The organism is Roseateles microcysteis, assembly GCF_036880965.1.
GTDB lineage: Bacteria > Pseudomonadota > Gammaproteobacteria > Burkholderiales > Burkholderiaceae_C > JAUASW01.
The window spans coordinates 139,790-156,805 of record NZ_JBAJMV010000004.1 but is presented as its reverse complement, the minus strand read 5'-3'; the positions used below and the strand labels follow the sequence as shown (position 1 = coordinate 156,805).

Genomic DNA, 17,016 nt, shown 5'->3' with positions numbered 1-17,016 from the left:
CTTGGATGGAATTTTAGGCGGTGACTTGTTGCACTGCAATATCCCTGGCTATGAAGAATATGGAATTGCTTCACTAAAAAGGACATATCAATGGAATGCGTGATCAATTGGATGGGGGCTGGCGGCATGGCCTTTGTCGCCGAAACCGGAAGCGGGCACCTCCTGACCATGGACGGCGCGCCTGCCGGTGGTGGCCGTGACCTGGCGCCGCGGCCCATGGAAACCGTGCTGGCCGGCACCGGCGGCTGCACCGCCTATGACGTGGTGCTGATCCTGCAAAAGGGTCGCCATGATGTCCATGGCTGCCAGGTGAAGCTCAGCGCCGAGCGTGCCGAGACCGAGCCCAAGGTCTTCACCAAGATCCACATGCACTTCGTGGTGACCGGCCGCAATCTGAGCCAGACGGTGGTGGAGCGGGCCGTGGCACTCTCGCACGAGAAGTACTGCTCGGCCAGCATCATGCTGGCCAAGACAGCCGAGATCACGACTTCGGTCGAGATCGTCGCGCCCGCCTGAGCAGGCAGCTCAGAGGTGATGCGCCACGCGGGTCATTACCCGCGCGGCCATGCGCATCAGTTGCGGCACAGGCGCAGGCAGGGTCATCGCGCCGGCGGCTTGCGCATGCTCGGCATGTTCGGCCTCGTCGATCTTCATCTGTGCGACGATTTCTCGCGAGGGCAGGTCTTCGGTCGGCAGGCGGTCCAGGTGCGAGGCAAGGTGCTGTTCGACCTGGCGTTCGGTTTCGACCAGGAAGCCAAGGCTGACCCGGTCTCCCGCCAGACCCGCCATGGTGCCCAGCGCGAACGCGCCGCTGTACCAGAGCGGGTTGAGCAGGCTGGGCCGGTCGCCCAATTCATCCAGGCGCTGGCGGGTCCAGGCCAGATGGTCGATCTCTTCCTTGGCGGCCTGCTCGAAGGCGTCGCGCAGCGCCGGATCCCGGCAGACCAGGGCCTGGGACTGGTAGAGCGCCTGGGCGCACACCTCGCCTACATGATTCACCCGCATCAGGGCGCCCGATTCGCGGCGCTGAGTTTCGCCGAGCGTGGCGCTGCTGCGCGCCGGGGTCGGGCGCGACGCGTTCGGTCTGGCAAAAACGGTGCGCAGGCTGTGGTCCAGGGCGCTCAGCAGGCGGTCTGGTGCGGGCAGGGTAGGGCGAGACATCAAGGTGTGCGGTTGGGGCTGCTGCTCAGTGTAGTTGGCGCGGCGCCGGTGCCGCTCAACGGGCGCGCCGTCCACATAGAAACGTGAGCTTTCATATGACAAGTTTGTGATAGCTGTGTGTCGTTGTCGGTCGGCAACGAAAGACCTTTGTCACAAATCCATGATGGCGAACCTAGGGTTTGCTCTGGTGCAATAGCGTCAACTTCCCAGCGACTCCGGGCTGTATCGGGGTGATGACGCAGGAGTCCTGGCCGTTTGTGCCAATTTCGTACATCAAGGAGCTTTGAATGAAGAAATCGATTCTGCTGGGCGCCGTCCTGGCCTCGCTGGCCGGCGCTGCCGCCGCTCAATCGTCGGTGACCGCTTTCGGTGTGCTCGATCTGGCCATGCGTCAGGCCAAGTCCAGCGGCAAGACGATCAACCTCCTGGCCGCCGACGGCAATGCCAGCAGCCGCCTCGGCTTCCGTGGCACCGAAGATCTGGGCGATGGCCTGAAGGCCAACTTCTGGATCGAGGCCGCCCTGTCTGCCGACACCGGCACTGTCGACTCCAGCCGTTTCTGGGGTCGTCGCGCCACGGTCAGCCTCTCCAGCACGCAGTGGGGTGAGGTCCGTCTGGGCCGTCACAAGACGGCAGCCCGCCTGGTGATCGACGGCTTCACGCCGTTCGAAACTGCCGGCATCGCCGACATTTCCAAGGTCTATTCCCTGCTGGGCAGCGCCGCCGACACGATCAATCGTGCTGACAATCAGGTCGCCTACAGCCTGCCGGACAATCTGGGTGGCATTTACGGTGGTGCCGAAGTGGGCGCTGGCGAGAACACCGACGGCAAGAAGTACAAGGCGGCTCGCCTGGGTTACAAGAACGGCGGCTTGAACGTCGCTGCCGGCCTGGCCGACACCGATGCCAAGGGCTCCAACTACAAGCTCAATGTTGTCGGAGCTTCGTACAACTTCGGACCGGCCACTGTGCAAGCCACGGTGGGCAACACCAAGTTCAACGCAGCCAAGCAGTCGATCTACACCGTGGGCCTGATCGTGCCGGTCGTGGGTGACTCCTCGTTCCGCGCTCACTACGCAAACTCCAATGCCAACACGGCTGCTGAAGCGATTGCCGGCGTGGGCGACATCAAGTTGCTGACCCTGGGCTATGTGCACGCAGTGTCCAAGCGCACGGCGCTGTACATGACGATCTCCGAGATCAAGAACACCGGCAAGAGTGCCGTGGCCGTTGCCGGCTCGCCGGCAGTGACCGCTGGCAATAAGTCCAGCGCTTGGGATGTGGGTCTGCGCCACAGCTTCTGAGTTTTGGAGTTACAGTCGCCGCCAATCGGCGCCGGAAAACGAGAGCCGCCTTGTGCGGCTCTTTTTCTTGGGCGCCATGCGCCCATATGCTGACTGTTGGCGGTGTGCAACAGGCAGTTGGCGGCGAATGCGTGGGGCGTGGAGAATGCGCCTCGGACCTCTTTTCAGCAGGAGACACTTTGATGAAGAAACTTTGCCTGGCCGTAAGCATTCTGGCCGCCAGCACCAGCGCCGCGTGGGCTCAATCCAGCGTGGTCATTTCCGGCATTCTGGATGGCGCCGTTCGCTACACCACCAATTCCGGCCCCGCAACCAACAAGAGTGCCTCGCTGTCGCAAATGGTTGGCGGCGGCATGTCGCAAAGCCGTCTGTCTGTGGCCGTGACGGAAGACATGGGCGACGGCCTGAAGGCCATTGCCAATATCGAACACCGCCTGTTGCTGGACTCCGGTACCTCTGCTGCCGGTGATTTCTGGCGTCAAGCATGGGTGGGCCTGCAGTCCAACAGCTTCGGCCGCATCACCCTGGGTCGTCAGTACAACCTGCTGTTCGACGCTGCCACCTCGACCTTTGCATCGTTCAAGTACTCGCCGTACATCGAAGTGTTCAAGCCGGAAATCGGCATGGCACTGACCGCACGTCAGAACAACATGGTCAAGTACCTGGTTGAATCGGGCGGCCTGCGCTTTGAAGCGCAAGTCAGCGCCGGTGAAAACTCGGGCGACATTGGCCAAGGCAAGTCGATCGGCGCGTTGGTTCGCTACGCTGCTGGCAGCTTCGCTGGTGCCTATGTCTGGCTGCAAAGCGAAGACCAAGGCGGCAAGAAGGTCACCGCTCAAACGATGGGCGCCAGCTGGACCGACGGTCCGCTGTACGTGAACATGGCCTGGGCGCAGAACAAGTTCGAAACTGGCTACAGCTTGGCTGGCAATGTCACGCTGCTGGGCTCGATCAACACGGCCATCATTTCGCGCAACCCGGCCTCGGCTGCCACGGTCGCGACCGATGCCGCTGCTCAGGTGCGTGATCTGTTCTCGGCAGGTATCACCTACCAACTGACGCCTCAGTTCAACCTGGGCGCGCAAGTCTGGAAGGGCAAGCAAGTCGGTCTGGTCCCGGGCCGCGGCACCGGCGTGCTGGATGCTTTCGCTGTGGTGGCTGACTACGCGCTGTCCAAGCGCACGGACGCTTATGTCGAATTCGACAACCTGCGTACCAAGGGCAACGTCGTGATCTCCAACGGTGCAAACACCCGTACCGGCTACATGGTCGGCGTGCGTCACCGCTTCTGATCGTGATTCCATCCTCCCCTTGCGGGTTGGATGAATGAACGGGCCGCGCAAGCGGCCCGTTTCCGTTTGTCGGTGAGGTTGTCGTGGGCAGTTCTGAGCGATTCGCAATGCGCCCGTGGGCGCTTCTCATGCCGCTGGTGTTGGGCGCCTGTGCGAGCCGCGAGCCTGATGTCGTTGTCGCGCCTCCGCTGGCACCGGAGCTGCAGGCCTGGTCGGAGCGGATGTTGCCGGGCAAACAGGGCACGCAATACAGCCTGGCGCGTCGCGCTGGCAAGTCCTGTGTGCTGGCTCAGGCCCGACGCTCGGCCAGCCTGCTGCGACGTTCAGTGCAAGTGACGCCAGCGCAGCTCGGGCAGGTCGAATTCGATTGGTGGATCGCTGCGATAGCCGGCCTGCCGCAGACTGATCTGGAAGAGACGCCGGACGATGCGCCAGCGCGCCTGGTGCTGGCGTTCACCGGTGACGACGCCCGCCTGTCCCTGCGCAATCGCATGGTGTTCGAGCTGGCTCGCACCATGACGGGCGAAGCGCCACCCTATGCGACACTGATGTACATCTGGCATCCCACGGCGCCACCCGAAACCGTGATCGTCAGTACGCATACCGACCGCATCCGCAAGATCGTCGTGGGCTCCGGAGCGCAGCCCCTGCCGGGCTGGCAGCGGTTCAGACGCAATATCGCGGCAGATTTCCGCCAGGCCTTTGGCGAAGAGCCGGGGACGCTGGTGCAACTCGCCTTGATGACCGACGCGGACAACAGCCAGAGTCAGGCCGAGGCCTGCTATGGCCGGCTGCTGTTCCTGGATCCCGACCGCCAGACTTTGCCTGGCAGCCTGGTGTTCTGAGCTGGCGAGGGCGGTCGCCCCGGCATCATCAGGACTTACCCTTTTGTCCTCACCGTGCTGCTACGCGATGATTCGCGCAGCGGTGAGATTGATGGGTCGCCGCCATTGATACAAGGGCTGAACGCGACCACATGCTTGTCTTCATCCTCCGCCGGCTTGCTCAGGCGCTGATCGTCATGCTGACGGTGGCCTTTCTGGCCTTCATGCTGTTCCAGTATGTCGGTGACCCCGTCACCAATCTGTTAGGCCAGGACGCGACGCCCGAGCAGCGCGAACAACTGCGTCGCGACCTGGGCCTGGACGCGCCCTTCCCGGTGCAGTTTGCGCACTTCGTCGGCAATGCGATGCAAGGCGAGTTCGGCCTCAGCCTGCGTCAGGGCCGCAAGGTGTCGAGCCTGATTGCCGAGCGTCTGCCGGCTACCCTGGAGCTGGCGCTCAGTGCTGCGCTGCTGGCCTTGGGGCTGGGCATTCCACTGGGTGTCTACGCGGCGCTGCGGCGTGGAAGATTCGCCTCGCAGCTCCTGATGATGCTCTCGCTGCTGGGCGTGTCGCTGCCCACCTTCTTCATCGGCAATCTCCTGATCCTCGTGTTCGCGGTGCAGCTGCAATGGCTGCCCAGCTTTGGCCGTGGCGAGGTGGTCGCGCTGGGCGCATGGACCACGGGCTTGCTGACGGCCGATGGCCTGAAGCACCTGCTGCTGCCGGCCTTCGCGCTGTCGGTATTCCAGCTGACCCTGATCATGCGGCTGGTGCGGGCCGAGATGCTGGAGGTGCTGCGCACCGACTACATCCGCTTTGCCCGCGCCCGCGGCCTGAGCGACCGGGCGGTCTATTTCGGCCACGCGTTGAAGAACACCCTGGTGCCGGTGATCACGATCACGGGCCTGCAACTCGGCTCACTGATCGCCTTCGCCATCATCACCGAGACGGTTTTCCAGTGGCCGGGCATGGGCCTGCTCTTCATCCAGGCGGTGCAGTTCGCTGACATTCCCGTGATGGCGGCCTACCTCTGCCTGATCTCCTTCATCTTCGTGACGATCAATCTGGCGGTGGACCTGCTGTATTTCACCGTTGATCCTCGCTTGCGCGTCGAAGGCAAGACCCATTGATCGGACTTTGATGCCAAGCATGCCCTCTTCAAGCCCAGGCCGCCTGCGGCGCTTCTTTGCCGGCGACGTCTGGTATTCGTTCCGCCGTTCGCCGATGGCCATCGTGGCGGCAGCCATTGCGCTGGTCTGCTTCTTCTGCGCGGTGTTCGCCGAGTTCGTCGCGCCTCACAACCCCTTTGACCTGGCGACGCTGGAGTTGATGGATGCGCGGCTGCCACCGGTCTGGATGGAAGGCGGCGCGATCAAGTACCTGCTCGGCACCGACGACCAGGGGCGCGATATTCTTTCGGCCCTGATGTACGGCGCCCGCATCTCGCTCTTTGTCGGGCTGGCTTCGGTGATGCTGTCGCTGGTGTTTGGCGTGTCCATGGGCTTGCTCGCGGGTTTTGTCGGCGGGCGAGTCGATGCGCTGATCATGCGCGTCTGCGATGTGATGCTGTCCTTCCCCTCCATCCTCGTGGCCCTGCTGATCAGTGGTGTCGGCCACGCGGCGTTCCCGAACGCCCAGGGCGGGCTGGCCTTCGGTGTCCTGACACTGGCAATCGCCTTGACCGGCTGGGTGCAGTACGCCCGCACGGTGCGTGGCTCGACCATGGTGGAGCGCAACAAGGAGTACGTGCAGGCGGCCCGCGTGATCGGCGTCTCGTCCTGGCGCATCATGCGCCGCCATGTCTTGCCCAATGTGCTGGGGCCGGTGCTGGTGCTGGCCACGATCCAGGTGGCAGCGGCCATCATCACCGAAGCCACGCTGTCCTTCCTTGGCGTCGGCGTGCCGCCGACGAGCCCTTCGCTGGGCACGCTGATCCGCGTCGGCAACGACTTCATGTACTCAGGTGAGTGGTGGATCATGATCTGGCCCGGCGTCATGCTGGTGCTGATAGCGCTGTCGGTGAACCTGCTGGGAGACTGGCTGCGTGACGCCTTGAACCCGCGCCTGCGTTGAGGATGGAAAACGCATGAGCGCACCGCTTCTTGAAGTCCGGAATCTGCGTGTCGAGTTCCCCACCCGACATGGCAGCTTGCTGGCCCTGGACAATGTGTCCTTCGACATCGCACCGGGCGAGATCCTCGGTGTGGTGGGTGAATCCGGCGCCGGCAAGTCGGTGACCGGCGCGGCCATCATCGGCCTGCTCGATCCGCCCGGGCACATTGCCGGTGGCGAGATTCGCCTGGCTGGCCGCCGGATCGACAATCTGCCGCACGAGCAGATGCGCCGCGTGCGTGGCCGCGAAATCGGCGCCATCTTTCAGGACCCGCTCACTTCGCTGAACCCGCTCTTTACCGTGGGTCAGCAATTGATCGAGACCATCGAGGCCCACCTGCCGCTGGGCCGGCGCGAAGCCCGCGCGCGCGCCATCGAGCTGCTGCGCCAGACCGGCATTCCCGCGCCCGACGCCCGCATCGACCAGTATCCGCACCAGTTCTCGGGCGGCATGCGGCAGCGGGTAGTGATCGCCCTGGCCCTGGCGGCCAAGCCCAAGCTGATCGTGGCAGACGAGCCGACCACGGCGCTCGATGTGTCCATCCAGGCGCAGATCATTGGCCTCTTGAAGTCGCTCTGCAAGGAGCAGGGCGCGGCGGTGATGCTGGTCACGCACGACATGGGCGTGATCGCCGAAACCTGCGACCGCGTGGCGGTGATGTATGCCGGCCGGGTCGCCGAGATCGGGCCGGTGCAGGAGGTCATCCATCGCCCGGCCCATCCCTACACGGCGGGCCTGATGGGTGCGATTCCGGCGATGGACAGTGACCGCGAGCGCCTTTTGCAGATCGATGGCTCGATGCCCCGTCTCAATGCGATTCCCACGGGCTGCGCCTTCAATCCGCGCTGCGAGCGCGTGCTGCCGCGCTGCCGCGAAGAGCGCCCCGAACTGATGCAGGTGGCTTCCAGCCAGGCCGCTTGCTGGCTGCATGCCGAAGGGGAGGGGCAACGATGAGCCAGCCGCTGATCGAGGTGCAGGACCTGGCCAAGACCTTTGATGTCTCGCCGCCCTGGCTGAACCGGGTGCTGGAGCGCAAGCCGCATCAGTTCGTTCATGCGGTGGACGGCCTCAGTTTTTCAATCGAGCGCGGTCGCACCCTGGCGTTGGTGGGCGAGTCGGGCTGTGGCAAGAGCACGGTGGCGCGTCTGCTGGTCGGGCTGTACGGGCCGAGCCGCGGCAGCGTCAGCTTCGACGGCGCCGACCTGGGCAAGACGCTCGCCTCCAGCGGTGCGCAGGCCTTGCGCCGGCGCATGCAGATGATCTTCCAGGATCCGTATGCGTCCTTGAATCCGCGTTGGCAGGTGCAGCAGATCGTGGCCGAGCCGCTGCTCGAACACGGTTTGCTCAAACGGGGCCAGGCCTTGCAAGACCGGGTCGACGAGCTCCTGCACACGGTCGGGCTGTCGGCGGCAGACCGGCTGAAGTTCCCGCACCAGTTCTCCGGCGGTCAGCGCCAGCGCATCTCGATCGCGCGAGCGCTCGCCACGGAGCCGGAGTTCCTGGTCTGCGATGAGCCGACTTCGGCCCTCGATGTGTCGGTGCAGGCCCAGGTGCTGAACATCATGAAGGACCTGCAGCGCAGCCGCGCTCTGACGTATCTGTTCATCTCGCACAACCTGGCGGTGGTGCGGCATGTGTCGGACCAGGTGGGCGTCATGTATCTGGGCCGGCTGGTCGAGCTGGCTGACAAGGCCGAGCTGTTCGCGCGCCCGCGCCACCCCTACACGCGCATGCTGCTGGATGCGATTCCGGACATCGGCATGAGCGGCCGCAGCCGCACGCCGGTGCAGGGCGAGGTGCCCAATCCGCTGAACCCGCCGAGCGGCTGCAGCTTCCACCCTCGCTGCCCGCACGCCAATGTGCGTTGCCAGACCGAGCGCCCGCAGATGCTGGAGCTCAAGGGCGTACGCGTGGCCTGCCACGCTGTACAAGAGGGCCGGATCTAGCGCCCTGGTGCTGGTGTCGCAGGTGCCGAAGCCCGGCTGGCTGCCGTCGCCGCCTTGGCTGGCTGATCGCTGGGCAGGTACAGGGGGCCCTTCTGGCCACAGCCAGCCAACGCCAGCAACAGGGTCAAGGCTGCGGTGCTGCAGGCACGGCCTACACTTCCTTTCGAGCGCAAGTGCTTCAATGTTTCATTCATCCCCGGAAGTTTATCGGTCATGACCGCCTCCCTCGCCGCCACGCCCCTCAGCGATATCGACTACCAGACCAAGACGCGCGCCTTGCTGGACCGGGTCGAGGCGACGATTGATGGCTGGCTCGATGCCGATGTGGTCGATATCGACACCCACCGCACCGGCGGCTTGATGGAGCTGAGCCTGCCGGGCGGTAGCAAGATTGTCTTGAACACGCAACCGCCGCTGCAGGAAGTCTGGCTGGCTGCGCGGGGAGGCGGCTTCCATTTCCGCTACGTGGATGGGCGCTGGCTCGAGCGCGAAGGCCGCGAGTTCCATGCCCTGCTGTCTGAGCATGTCAGCGCCCAGGCGGGTCAGGCGCTGCAGTTCACCAGCGCCTGAACCTCATCGCTTGAACAGGTCGAGGATGCTCTTTTTCTCGGCCTCGGTGGCGGGCTGAGGCAGCTTCGAATCTTCTGCCGGCGTCAACGCCTTCACGCCGGTGTGGCCGGTGAACTCGTCGAAATACCACTCGCCGTTGAGGTTCACGATGCCTTCGGGTGCAGAGGGTTCGGAGACCGCCGTGTTGCGCAGGGCGAAGCCCATGTACTCGATCCAGACCGGCAACGAGAGGCCGCCGCCAGTTTCCCGGTCGCCGAGCTTGCGTGGCTGGTCATAGCCAATCCAGACCACAGCCACCACTTCTTCCTGGTAGCCGGCAAACCAGGCGTCCATCGAATCGTTCGTGGTGCCGGTCTTGCCGTAGATGTCCGGGCGCTTCAGGGTGGCCTGGGCCTTGGCAGCGGTGCCGCTGCGTGTGACCTCCTGCAAGAGGCTGGTCATCATGAAGGCATTGCGCTCGTCGATGACGCGGTTGCCTTCGTTGACTACTGGCTCGGGCGCCTGGTAGAGCAGCTTGCCCTTGTTGTCGGTCAGCTTGCTGATCAGCTGCGGCGTCACCAGGTGGCCGCCATTGGCGAACACGGCGTAGCCCTGCGTCATCTGCATCGGCGTGACCGAACCGGCGCCCAGCGCCATGGTCAGGTAGGCCGGATGCTTGTCGGCATCGAAGCCGAAACGCGTGATCCATTGCTGCGCATAGTCGACGCCGATCGACTGCAGCACCCGGATGGACACCATGTTCTTGGATTTGGCGAGCGCCCGGCGCAAGGGCAGGGGGCCGTCGAAGGTGCCATCGTAGTTCTTCGGTTCCCAGGGTTGGCTGCCGGTCGTCGTGGCATCGAAGAACAGCGGCGCGTCGTTCACCACGGTGCTGGGCGTGAAGCCCTTCTCAAGTGCGGCTGAGTAGATGAAGGGCTTGAAGCTGGAACCCGGCTGGCGCCAGGCCTGAGTCACGTGGTTGAACTTGTTCTTGTTGAAGTCGAAGCCACCGACCATGGCGCGCAGCTTGCCGTTGCGCGGGTCCATGGCGACAAAAGCGCCTTCCACCTCGGGCAGCTGGGTGACGGTCCATTCATCCTTGCCCTTGACGACGGCCTTGATCACCCGGATCACCGCACCGCGGCGGATGCGTGTCTTCGGGTTGCCCTTCTCGGACAGGCCGGAGGTGGCTGGCTTCAGGCCCTCGCCGACGATGGTGATGGTCTCGCCATTGAGCAGCGCTGCCGTGACCTTCTTCGGGTCGGCCTCGAGCACCACGGCGGCCTGCAGGTCGTCGTTGTCCGGATGGTCGGACAGCGCCTCCGCGATGCGTGCGTCGAGGTCCTTCTGTTCGGCCGGCAGGTCCACGTAGGCCTCGGGCCCGCGGTAGACCTGGCGGCGCTCGAAATCCATGATGCCGCGGCGCAGCGCCTTGTAGGCGACGGTCTGTTCATCCGCGCGCAGCGTCAGGTAGACGTTGAGGCCGCGGGTGTAGGTCTCGTCGCCATACTGGCCGTGGATCAGCTGGCGCGCCGCCTCGGCCACGTACTGCGCATTGGAAGGGGCTTCACTGAGCTGCCGGTAGCGCAGGACCTGGGCCTTGGCGCTGGCGTGCTGCTCGGCCGTGATGTAGCCGTTCTCCAGCATGCGGTCGATGATGTAGCGCTGGCGCACCGTGGCCCGGCGCGGGTTGTTGATCGGGTTGTAGGCCGAGGGCGCCTTGGGTAGCCCGGCCAGCATGGCGGCTTCGGCTACCGTCACCTGTTTCAGCGGCTTGCCGAAATAAACCTCGCTGGCAGCAGCAAAGCCGTAAGCCCGGTGCCCCAGGAAAATCTGATTCATGTAAATCTCGAGAATCTGCTCCTTGCTCAGGGCGTTCTCGATCTTCAAGGCCAACAATATTTCGTAGACCTTGCGTGTCAGGGTTTTCTCGGTGGAGAGATAGAAATTGCGCGCAACCTGCATCGTGATCGTCGATGCGCCCTGGCTGCGGGCCTCGCCCACATTGGCCAGGCCGGCGCGGATCACGCCCAGGTAGTCGACGCCGCCGTGCTGGTAGAAGCGCGCATCCTCGATCGCGAGCACCGCTTCCTGCATCACCTTGGGAATTTCGCGGATCGGCAGGTAATTGCGGCGCTCCTCGCCAAATTCGGCCAGCAATACGCCTTCGGCCGACAGCACGCGCAGCGGCAGCTTGGGCCGGTAATCGGTCAGGCCCGAGATATCCGGCAGATTGGGGGAGGCCAGGGCCAGCACCATGCCCAGGATCAGCAGGCCAGCCAGACCTGCGGCGGCTCCCAGGCCCAGCAGCCAGAACGCTGCCCGTACAGCCCAATGTTTGCGGCGGGCGCCGTCGCGTGACGCGGATTCGCTGGACTTGGCTTCGCTCATGAGGCTCCGATTTGACTGGCGCAATTATAAGAAGGGCTGCAACATTCGATTCGCGGCCGTGAGATGCTTCACGGCAAGGCTTGACAAGACCCATTGGCTGGTGTTTTTCAGCTCTTTATCTGCAGAGCAGACGTGTATGTTTAGCAACGGGGCGTTACTTGCTGTGACCGGTTTTCTTTGATGTGTCATAGGCTTTGCTGCTAGCATTCAAGTAACTTATTAATAAGTCCGGCGCAAGTTTGCGCGTTTGGGGATACGCGTCATGGGAATATTGGATGTACTGCTGGGGCGCAAGCACCCGCCCATGATCGGCCTGGATATCAGCTCGTCCAGCGTCAAGCTGGTGGAGTTGAGCCAAAGCGCCAGCGGCGAAATGGTGCTGGAGCGTTTTGCGTCCGAGCCGTTCGAAAAAGGCTGGATCACCGACGGCCAGATCGAGAAATTCGATGAAGTGGCCGACGCTGTGCGCCGGGTGGTTGCCCGCAGTGGCAGCCGCACCCGCGATGCGGTGCTGGCCATGCCCCAGTCGGCCGTGATCACCAAGAAGATCATGCTGCCGGCCGGACTGCGCGACGAGGAGATGGAGCTCCAGGTCGAGGCCGAAGCCAACCAATACATTCCTTTCTCGCTCGACGAAGTCAGCCTCGACTTCTGCGTGATCGGCCCCAGCCCGACATCGGTCGGCGACGTTGAAGTGCTGATCGCTGCATCGCGCAAGGACAGAGTGCAAGACCGCCAGGGTCTGGCCGAAGCGGCCGGTCTCAAGCCGGTTGTCCTTGACATTGAATCGCATGCCTCGCGCATGGCCATGGGTCGCCTGATCGCCACCCTGCCCAACGAAGGCCGCGACGCGCTGGTGGCGCTGTTCGAGATCGGCGCCGACACCACCAGCCTCAAGGTGCTGCGCGACGACGAAATGCTTTACGACCGAGACCAGGCCTTCGGGGGCTCGCAGCTCACCCAGCTGATCTCGCGTCAATACGGCTTCTCCTTCGAGGAAGCTGAATCCAAGAAGCTCGCCAACGACCTGCCCGACGACTACGAAGTGGCGGTGCTGAACCCCTTCGTGGACAGTCTGTCGCAGGAAATCGGCCGGGCGCTGCAGTATTTCTTCACCAGCACGCCGCATCACAAGGTGCACTATGTGATGCTGGCCGGCGGTACGGCAACCGTGCCGGGCCTGAAGGAACGGGTCACCGAATTGACCGGCTTTGCCTGCATGATCGTGAATCCGTTCGAGAACATGGGCCTGGGTTCTGCGGTGCGTGAACCCAAGCTGCGCCGCGAGGCACCGTCCTATCTGACCGCCTGCGGCCTGGCGATGCGGAGGTTCTACTCGTGATCCTGATCAACCTGCTGCCGTACCGGGAAGAGAAGCGCAAGCGTCGCAAGACGGCCTTCTTTGCCGGCATCGGCGCCTCTGCCGTGCTGGGCCTGCTGATCGTCGGCTTTGTTTATCTGCTCTTGCAGCATCTCGCCAGCGAACAGCAGCGCCGCAATGATTACCTGTCTGCCGAGATCGCCCGGCTGGACCTGCAGATCAAGGACATCGCCAACTTGAAGGCCGAGATCGAGGCCCTGCAAGCGCGCCAGAAGGCCGTCGAAGGCCTGCAGACCGACCGCAACACGCCGGTCTACCTGCTGAATGAGCTGGCCCGCTTCACGCCCGAGGGCATCTACCTCACCAGCATCCGCCAGACCGACAAGGTGGTCGCCGTCACCGGCATCGCTCAGACACAGGAGCGTGTTTCCGAGTTCCTGCGCAACGCAGGGGGTGGCTCTGAATGGCTGGAGAAGGCCGATCTGGTCGAGATCAAGCAGGCCAACCTGATCACCAGCTCGCGTGATCAGCGGCGCCTGTTTGAATTCCAGATGAAGGTGTCGATCAAGGCGCCGCAGGTCGAAGCACCGGCCGGCGCCAAGAAGGCAGCGCCGAACAAGGCTTGAGCACATGGCAAACAATTCCAAGAAGCTCAATTTCGACCTGAACGCCTGGGGTGAAAGCGTTGCGGACCAGTTCCGCGGCCTCAACCCCAACGAGCCTGGTCAATGGCCCTTCCTGCCCAAGCTCTCGGCCTTCGTGGCTGTGGTGGCGGTGGTTTGCGGCGCAGGCTGGGTGCTCGCCCTGTCAGACGCGCAGACGGCGCTCGACAACGTGCGTGCCGAAGAACCCAAGCTGCGCGAGCAGTACCAGGGCAAGCTGGCCCAGGCCGTCAACCTGCCCGAATTGCGCAAGCAAAAGAGCCAGGTCGAGGAATACGTGCTGCAGCTTGAAAAGCAGTTGCCGAACAAGGCTGAGATGGACGCGCTGCTGTCGGACATCAATCAGGCGGGCCTGGGCCGCGGCCTGAATTTCGAGCTGTTCCGGCCGGGCCAGGAAGTGATGAAGGACTACTACGCCGAGAAGCCGATCAGCTTGCGGGTGTCGGGTCGCTATCACGACATCGGCTCCTTTGCGGCCGACGTCGCCAATCTCTCCCGCATCGTGACCCTGCACAACCTGGCGGTGGTTGCACCCGCCAAGGACCAGAGCGGCAACCTCAGCATGGAAGCCACGGCCCGCACCTATCGCTACCTGGATTCGAATGAAGTGGCCGAGCAAAAGAAGGCCGCGGCCAAGGCGGCAAAGAAATGAGGCCTGCAATGATGACGATGCACGCATCAAGAATCGCTGTGCTGGCGCTGGGCCTGATTTTGGCTGGCTGCTCCGCAGATCTGGATGAATTGCAGGGCTGGATGAAGTCCGAGGCTGACCGGGCACGCGCCAATGTGCCGCCGCTGGTGCCCCCGAAGAAATTCCAGCCCCAGCCCTATGAGGCCATGGCCGGCGTTGAGCCCTTCAGTGCCCAGAAGCTGAGCGTGGCGGTGAAGCAGGAAGCCAGCCAGCCCAACTCGCTGCTGGCGGCTGAGCTGAATCGGCGGCGCGAGCCGCTGGAGGCCTATCCGCTGGACAGCATGAGCATGGTGGGCAGCCTGACACGTCAGGAACGCCGCTACGCACTGGTCAAGGTCGACAACCTGCTCTACCAGGTCAAGACCGGCGACTATCTCGGTCAGAACTTCGGTCTCGTCAAGCAAATCAGCGAGACCGCCATTACCTTGCGGGAACTCGTCCAGGACGCGACCGGCGATCAGGTTGAGCGCATCACGACCCTCCAGCTTCAGGAGAAGGGACGATGAGAAAAATCACTCAGGAGATCTCGAGGATGAATCGTTGGCGCGCATGGGCCTTGGCTCTTTCCACGTGCATGCTGCTGCCGCTTCAGGCCTGGGCGCAGAACAGCATCAAATCGATCAACAGCGTGCAGCAAGCCGGTTCGGAGGTCGTGCGCATCGAGTTGGCACAGCCGCTGACCGAGTTGCCACGCGGCTTCACGGTGCAGACACCGCCGCGCATAGCGATCGACCTGCCTGGCGTCAGCAATGACCTCGGCCGCTCGCTCGTCGAGGTGAATCAGGGCAATCTGCGTTCGATCAATGTGGCGCAGGCCGGCGAGCGGACCCGCCTGGTGCTGAACCTGCGTCAGGCAGCCAGCTATCGGGCGCAGCTGCAGGACAACGCCCTGGTCCTGGTGCTGGACAGCGGTAGCCCGGCCACCGCCGCGGCCACTACCAGCGAGCCAGTTCACTTTGCGCAGCCGCTCAACAGCAGCCCGCAGGCGATCAAGGACATCGACTTCCGCCGCGGCCAGGACGGCACCGGCCGAGTGATCGTCAACTTGCCGAGCAATCAGGTCGGCGTGGACATTCAGCAGCAAGGCCAGTCCCTGGTGGTTGAATTCCTGCGCTCGACGTTGCCGGAAGCCCTGCGTCGTCGCCTGGACGTGACCGATTTCGGCACGCCGGTGCAGTCGATCTCGGTCAACCAGAACGGCGACCGTGTGCGCATGCTGGTCGAGCCGCGCGGCGCCTGGGAGCACAGCGCCTACCAGACCGACAACCAGTTCGTGCTCGAGGTGCGGCCGCAGAAGGTCGATCCGAACAAGCTGGTGGCCGGCCCCGGCTTCGCGGGCGACAAGCTCTCGCTGAATTTCCAGAACATCGAAGTCCGTGCACTGCTGCAGGTCATCGCTGACTTCACCAACTTCAACGTGGTGACCAGCGACACCGTGACCGGCAACGTCACGCTGCGCCTCAAGGACGTGCCTTGGGACCAGGCGCTGGACATCATCATGCAGGCCAAGAACCTGGGCCTGCGCAAGACCGGCAATGTGCTGCTGATCGCGCCCAAGGACGAGCTGGCGGCCAAGGAGAAGATGGAGCTCGAGGCCAAGGCCCAGATCGCCAACCTGGAGCCCGTCCGTACCCAGGCCTTCCAGCTCAACTACACCAAGGCCGACGAAGTGGCCAAGGGGCTGGCGGGCACGACCACCAGCGGCGGCAGCGGCGGCGGTGGCGGCGCCACCAGCACCCGGATTCTTTCGCCGCGTGGCAGTGTCATCTCCGAGAGCCGGACCAACCAGCTCTTCGTCAGCGACATTCCGTCCAAGCTGGAAGAGATCCAGGCCATGATCGCCAAGATCGATATTCCGGTGCGGCAAGTGCTGATCGAGGCACGCATCGTCGAGGCGGACGACAAGTTCGGCCGCGCGCTGGGCGTCAAGCTGGGCAGCCAGGATCTGCGTGGCGTTCAAGGTGGCATTCCAGGTTACAACCTTGCTGGCAACAACTACCTGACCGTCGGGGGCAACTACAACGCCGTGGGCTCGCAGACGGGCCAGGGTCCGGCGCAGAACTACGCCAACAGCCAGTTCGTCAACCTGCCTGCCAACGTTTCTTCAGACGCCTTTGCTGGCGCCAGCCCGGTGAACTTCGCGCTGTCGCTGTTCAGCGCCACGGCCAACCGCTTCCTGAACCTGGAGCTCTCCGCACTGGAAGCCGATGGCAAGGGCAAGATCGTTTCGAGCCCGCGCGTCATCACCGCCGACCAGGTCAAGGCCTTGATCGAGCAGGGTGAAGAACTGCCCTACCAGGTGGCCACGGCCAGCGGTGCGACCTCGATCGCGTTCAAGAAGGCGGTGCTCAAGCTTGAAGTCACGCCGCAGATCACGCCCGAGGGCAATGTGATCATGACGGTGGACGTCAACAAGGACAGCCGCGGCACGCTGACGCCGCAGGGCTATGCCATCAACAACAAGCATGTGCAGACGCAGGTGCTGGTCGAGAACGGCGGCACAGTCGTGATCGGCGGCATCTTTACGCAAGATGAGCGAGTTGATGAGAGCAAGGTGCCGCTGCTGGGCGATATTCCGTTCCTGGGCAATCTGTTCAAGAACAAGGCCCGGATTTCCAGCAAGACCGAATTGCTGATCTTCCTGACGCCCAAGGTTGTCAGCGAGCGCACCGTCGTCAAGTGACGGTTGTGACGTCAGCGCGGCGCGGACGGTGAATGCATGAGGGAGCTGCTGGCGCTTGACCGCTGCCGGCCCAGATGGA

At 63.7% G+C, this 17,016-nt stretch carries 17 protein-coding genes; 14 read left to right on the top strand and 3 right to left on the bottom strand.

The annotated features are described in order from the left end of the window. Nucleotides 1-90 precede the first annotated feature (90 nt). On the top strand, nt 91-516 hold the full coding sequence (locus V3596_RS12590; RefSeq protein WP_334278100.1) for an OsmC family protein: 426 nt from the start codon (nt 91-93) through the stop codon (nt 514-516). 9 nt (nt 517-525) lie between these two features. Here the strand turns inward: V3596_RS12590 and coq7 are convergent, their stop codons facing one another. Next, nucleotides 526-1,161: a 2-polyprenyl-3-methyl-6-methoxy-1,4-benzoquinone monooxygenase gene (coq7, locus tag V3596_RS12585; protein ID WP_334278099.1), complete on the bottom strand. Its 636-nt coding sequence runs from the start codon at nt 1,159-1,161 to the stop codon at nt 526-528. A gap of 287 nt (nt 1,162-1,448) precedes the next feature. Between coq7 and V3596_RS12580 the strand changes: the two genes are divergently transcribed. The 7 genes from V3596_RS12580 to V3596_RS12550 all read left to right on the top strand — a co-directional run bounded on the left by V3596_RS12580 (nt 1,449) and on the right by V3596_RS12550 (nt 8,640). Next, complete coding sequence (locus V3596_RS12580; protein WP_334278097.1) at nt 1,449-2,465, top strand: porin; 1,017 nt, start codon at nt 1,449-1,451, stop codon at nt 2,463-2,465. 182 nt (nt 2,466-2,647) lie between these two features. Then, nucleotides 2,648-3,757, top strand: a complete 1,110-nt coding sequence (locus V3596_RS12575) for a porin (RefSeq protein WP_334278096.1) — start codon at nt 2,648-2,650, stop codon at nt 3,755-3,757. A 128-nt stretch (nt 3,758-3,885) separates the two neighbouring features. Further along, nucleotides 3,886-4,602, top strand: a complete 717-nt coding sequence (locus V3596_RS12570; protein ID WP_334278095.1) for a DUF3047 domain-containing protein — start codon at nt 3,886-3,888, stop codon at nt 4,600-4,602. Nucleotides 4,603-4,733: 131 nt separating this feature from the next. Then, on the top strand, nt 4,734-5,711 hold the full coding sequence (locus tag V3596_RS12565; RefSeq protein WP_334278094.1) for an ABC transporter permease: 978 nt from the start codon (nt 4,734-4,736) through the stop codon (nt 5,709-5,711). 19 nt (nt 5,712-5,730) lie between these two features. Further along, nucleotides 5,731-6,654, top strand: coding sequence for an ABC transporter permease (locus V3596_RS12560; protein WP_334278093.1), 924 nt, complete (start codon nt 5,731-5,733; stop codon nt 6,652-6,654). 13 nt (nt 6,655-6,667) lie between these two features. Then, nucleotides 6,668-7,648, top strand: a complete 981-nt coding sequence (locus V3596_RS12555; RefSeq protein ID WP_334278092.1) for an ABC transporter ATP-binding protein — start codon at nt 6,668-6,670, stop codon at nt 7,646-7,648. Next, entirely contained in the window at nt 7,645-8,640 is a 996-nt protein-coding gene (locus tag V3596_RS12550; RefSeq protein ID WP_334278091.1) for an ABC transporter ATP-binding protein, read from the top strand. Before V3596_RS12555 ends, V3596_RS12550 begins: the two co-directional genes overlap by 4 nt. Here the strand turns inward: V3596_RS12550 and lptM are convergent. Continuing rightward, a complete protein-coding gene (gene lptM / locus V3596_RS12545; protein ID WP_334278458.1) occupies nt 8,637-8,834 on the bottom strand; it encodes an LPS translocon maturation chaperone LptM in 198 nt (65 codons plus the stop codon). The genes V3596_RS12550 and lptM overlap by 4 nt on opposite strands. Nucleotides 8,835-8,853: 19 nt before the next feature. On the opposite strand from lptM, the gene cyaY reads away from it, so the two are divergent. Next, on the top strand, nt 8,854-9,210 hold the full coding sequence (gene cyaY / locus V3596_RS12540; RefSeq protein WP_334278090.1) for an iron donor protein CyaY: 357 nt from the start codon (nt 8,854-8,856) through the stop codon (nt 9,208-9,210). A 3-nt stretch (nt 9,211-9,213) separates the two neighbouring features. Here the strand turns inward: cyaY and V3596_RS12535 are convergent, their stop codons facing one another. Next, entirely contained in the window at nt 9,214-11,580 is a 2,367-nt protein-coding gene (locus V3596_RS12535) for a penicillin-binding protein 1A (protein WP_334278089.1), read from the bottom strand. 262 nt (nt 11,581-11,842) lie between these two features. Here V3596_RS12535 and V3596_RS12530 point away from each other — a divergent pair, with 262 nt between their 5' ends. From V3596_RS12530 to pilQ, 5 genes are read left to right on the top strand one after another with little or no spacing between them, the layout of a single operon-like run. Beyond that, nucleotides 11,843-12,922 (top strand): pilus assembly protein PilM, encoded by a 1,080-nt coding sequence (locus V3596_RS12530; RefSeq protein ID WP_334278088.1) that lies wholly within the window; start codon nt 11,843-11,845, stop codon nt 12,920-12,922. After that, on the top strand, nt 12,919-13,527 hold the full coding sequence (locus V3596_RS12525; protein WP_334278087.1) for a PilN domain-containing protein: 609 nt from the start codon (nt 12,919-12,921) through the stop codon (nt 13,525-13,527). The genes V3596_RS12530 and V3596_RS12525 overlap by 4 nt, the downstream gene beginning before the upstream one ends. Nucleotides 13,528-13,531: 4 nt before the next feature. Then, a complete protein-coding gene (locus tag V3596_RS12520) occupies nt 13,532-14,215 on the top strand; it encodes a type IV pilus inner membrane component PilO (RefSeq protein ID WP_334278086.1) in 684 nt (227 codons plus the stop codon). 8 nt (nt 14,216-14,223) lie between these two features. Next, nucleotides 14,224-14,760 (top strand): pilus assembly protein PilP, encoded by a 537-nt coding sequence (locus V3596_RS12515; RefSeq protein ID WP_334278085.1) that lies wholly within the window; start codon nt 14,224-14,226, stop codon nt 14,758-14,760. Between the two features lie 26 nt (nt 14,761-14,786). After that, nucleotides 14,787-16,937, top strand: a complete 2,151-nt coding sequence (pilQ, locus tag V3596_RS12510) for a type IV pilus secretin PilQ (RefSeq protein WP_334278084.1) — start codon at nt 14,787-14,789, stop codon at nt 16,935-16,937. Nucleotides 16,938-17,016: the final 79 nt, after the last annotated feature.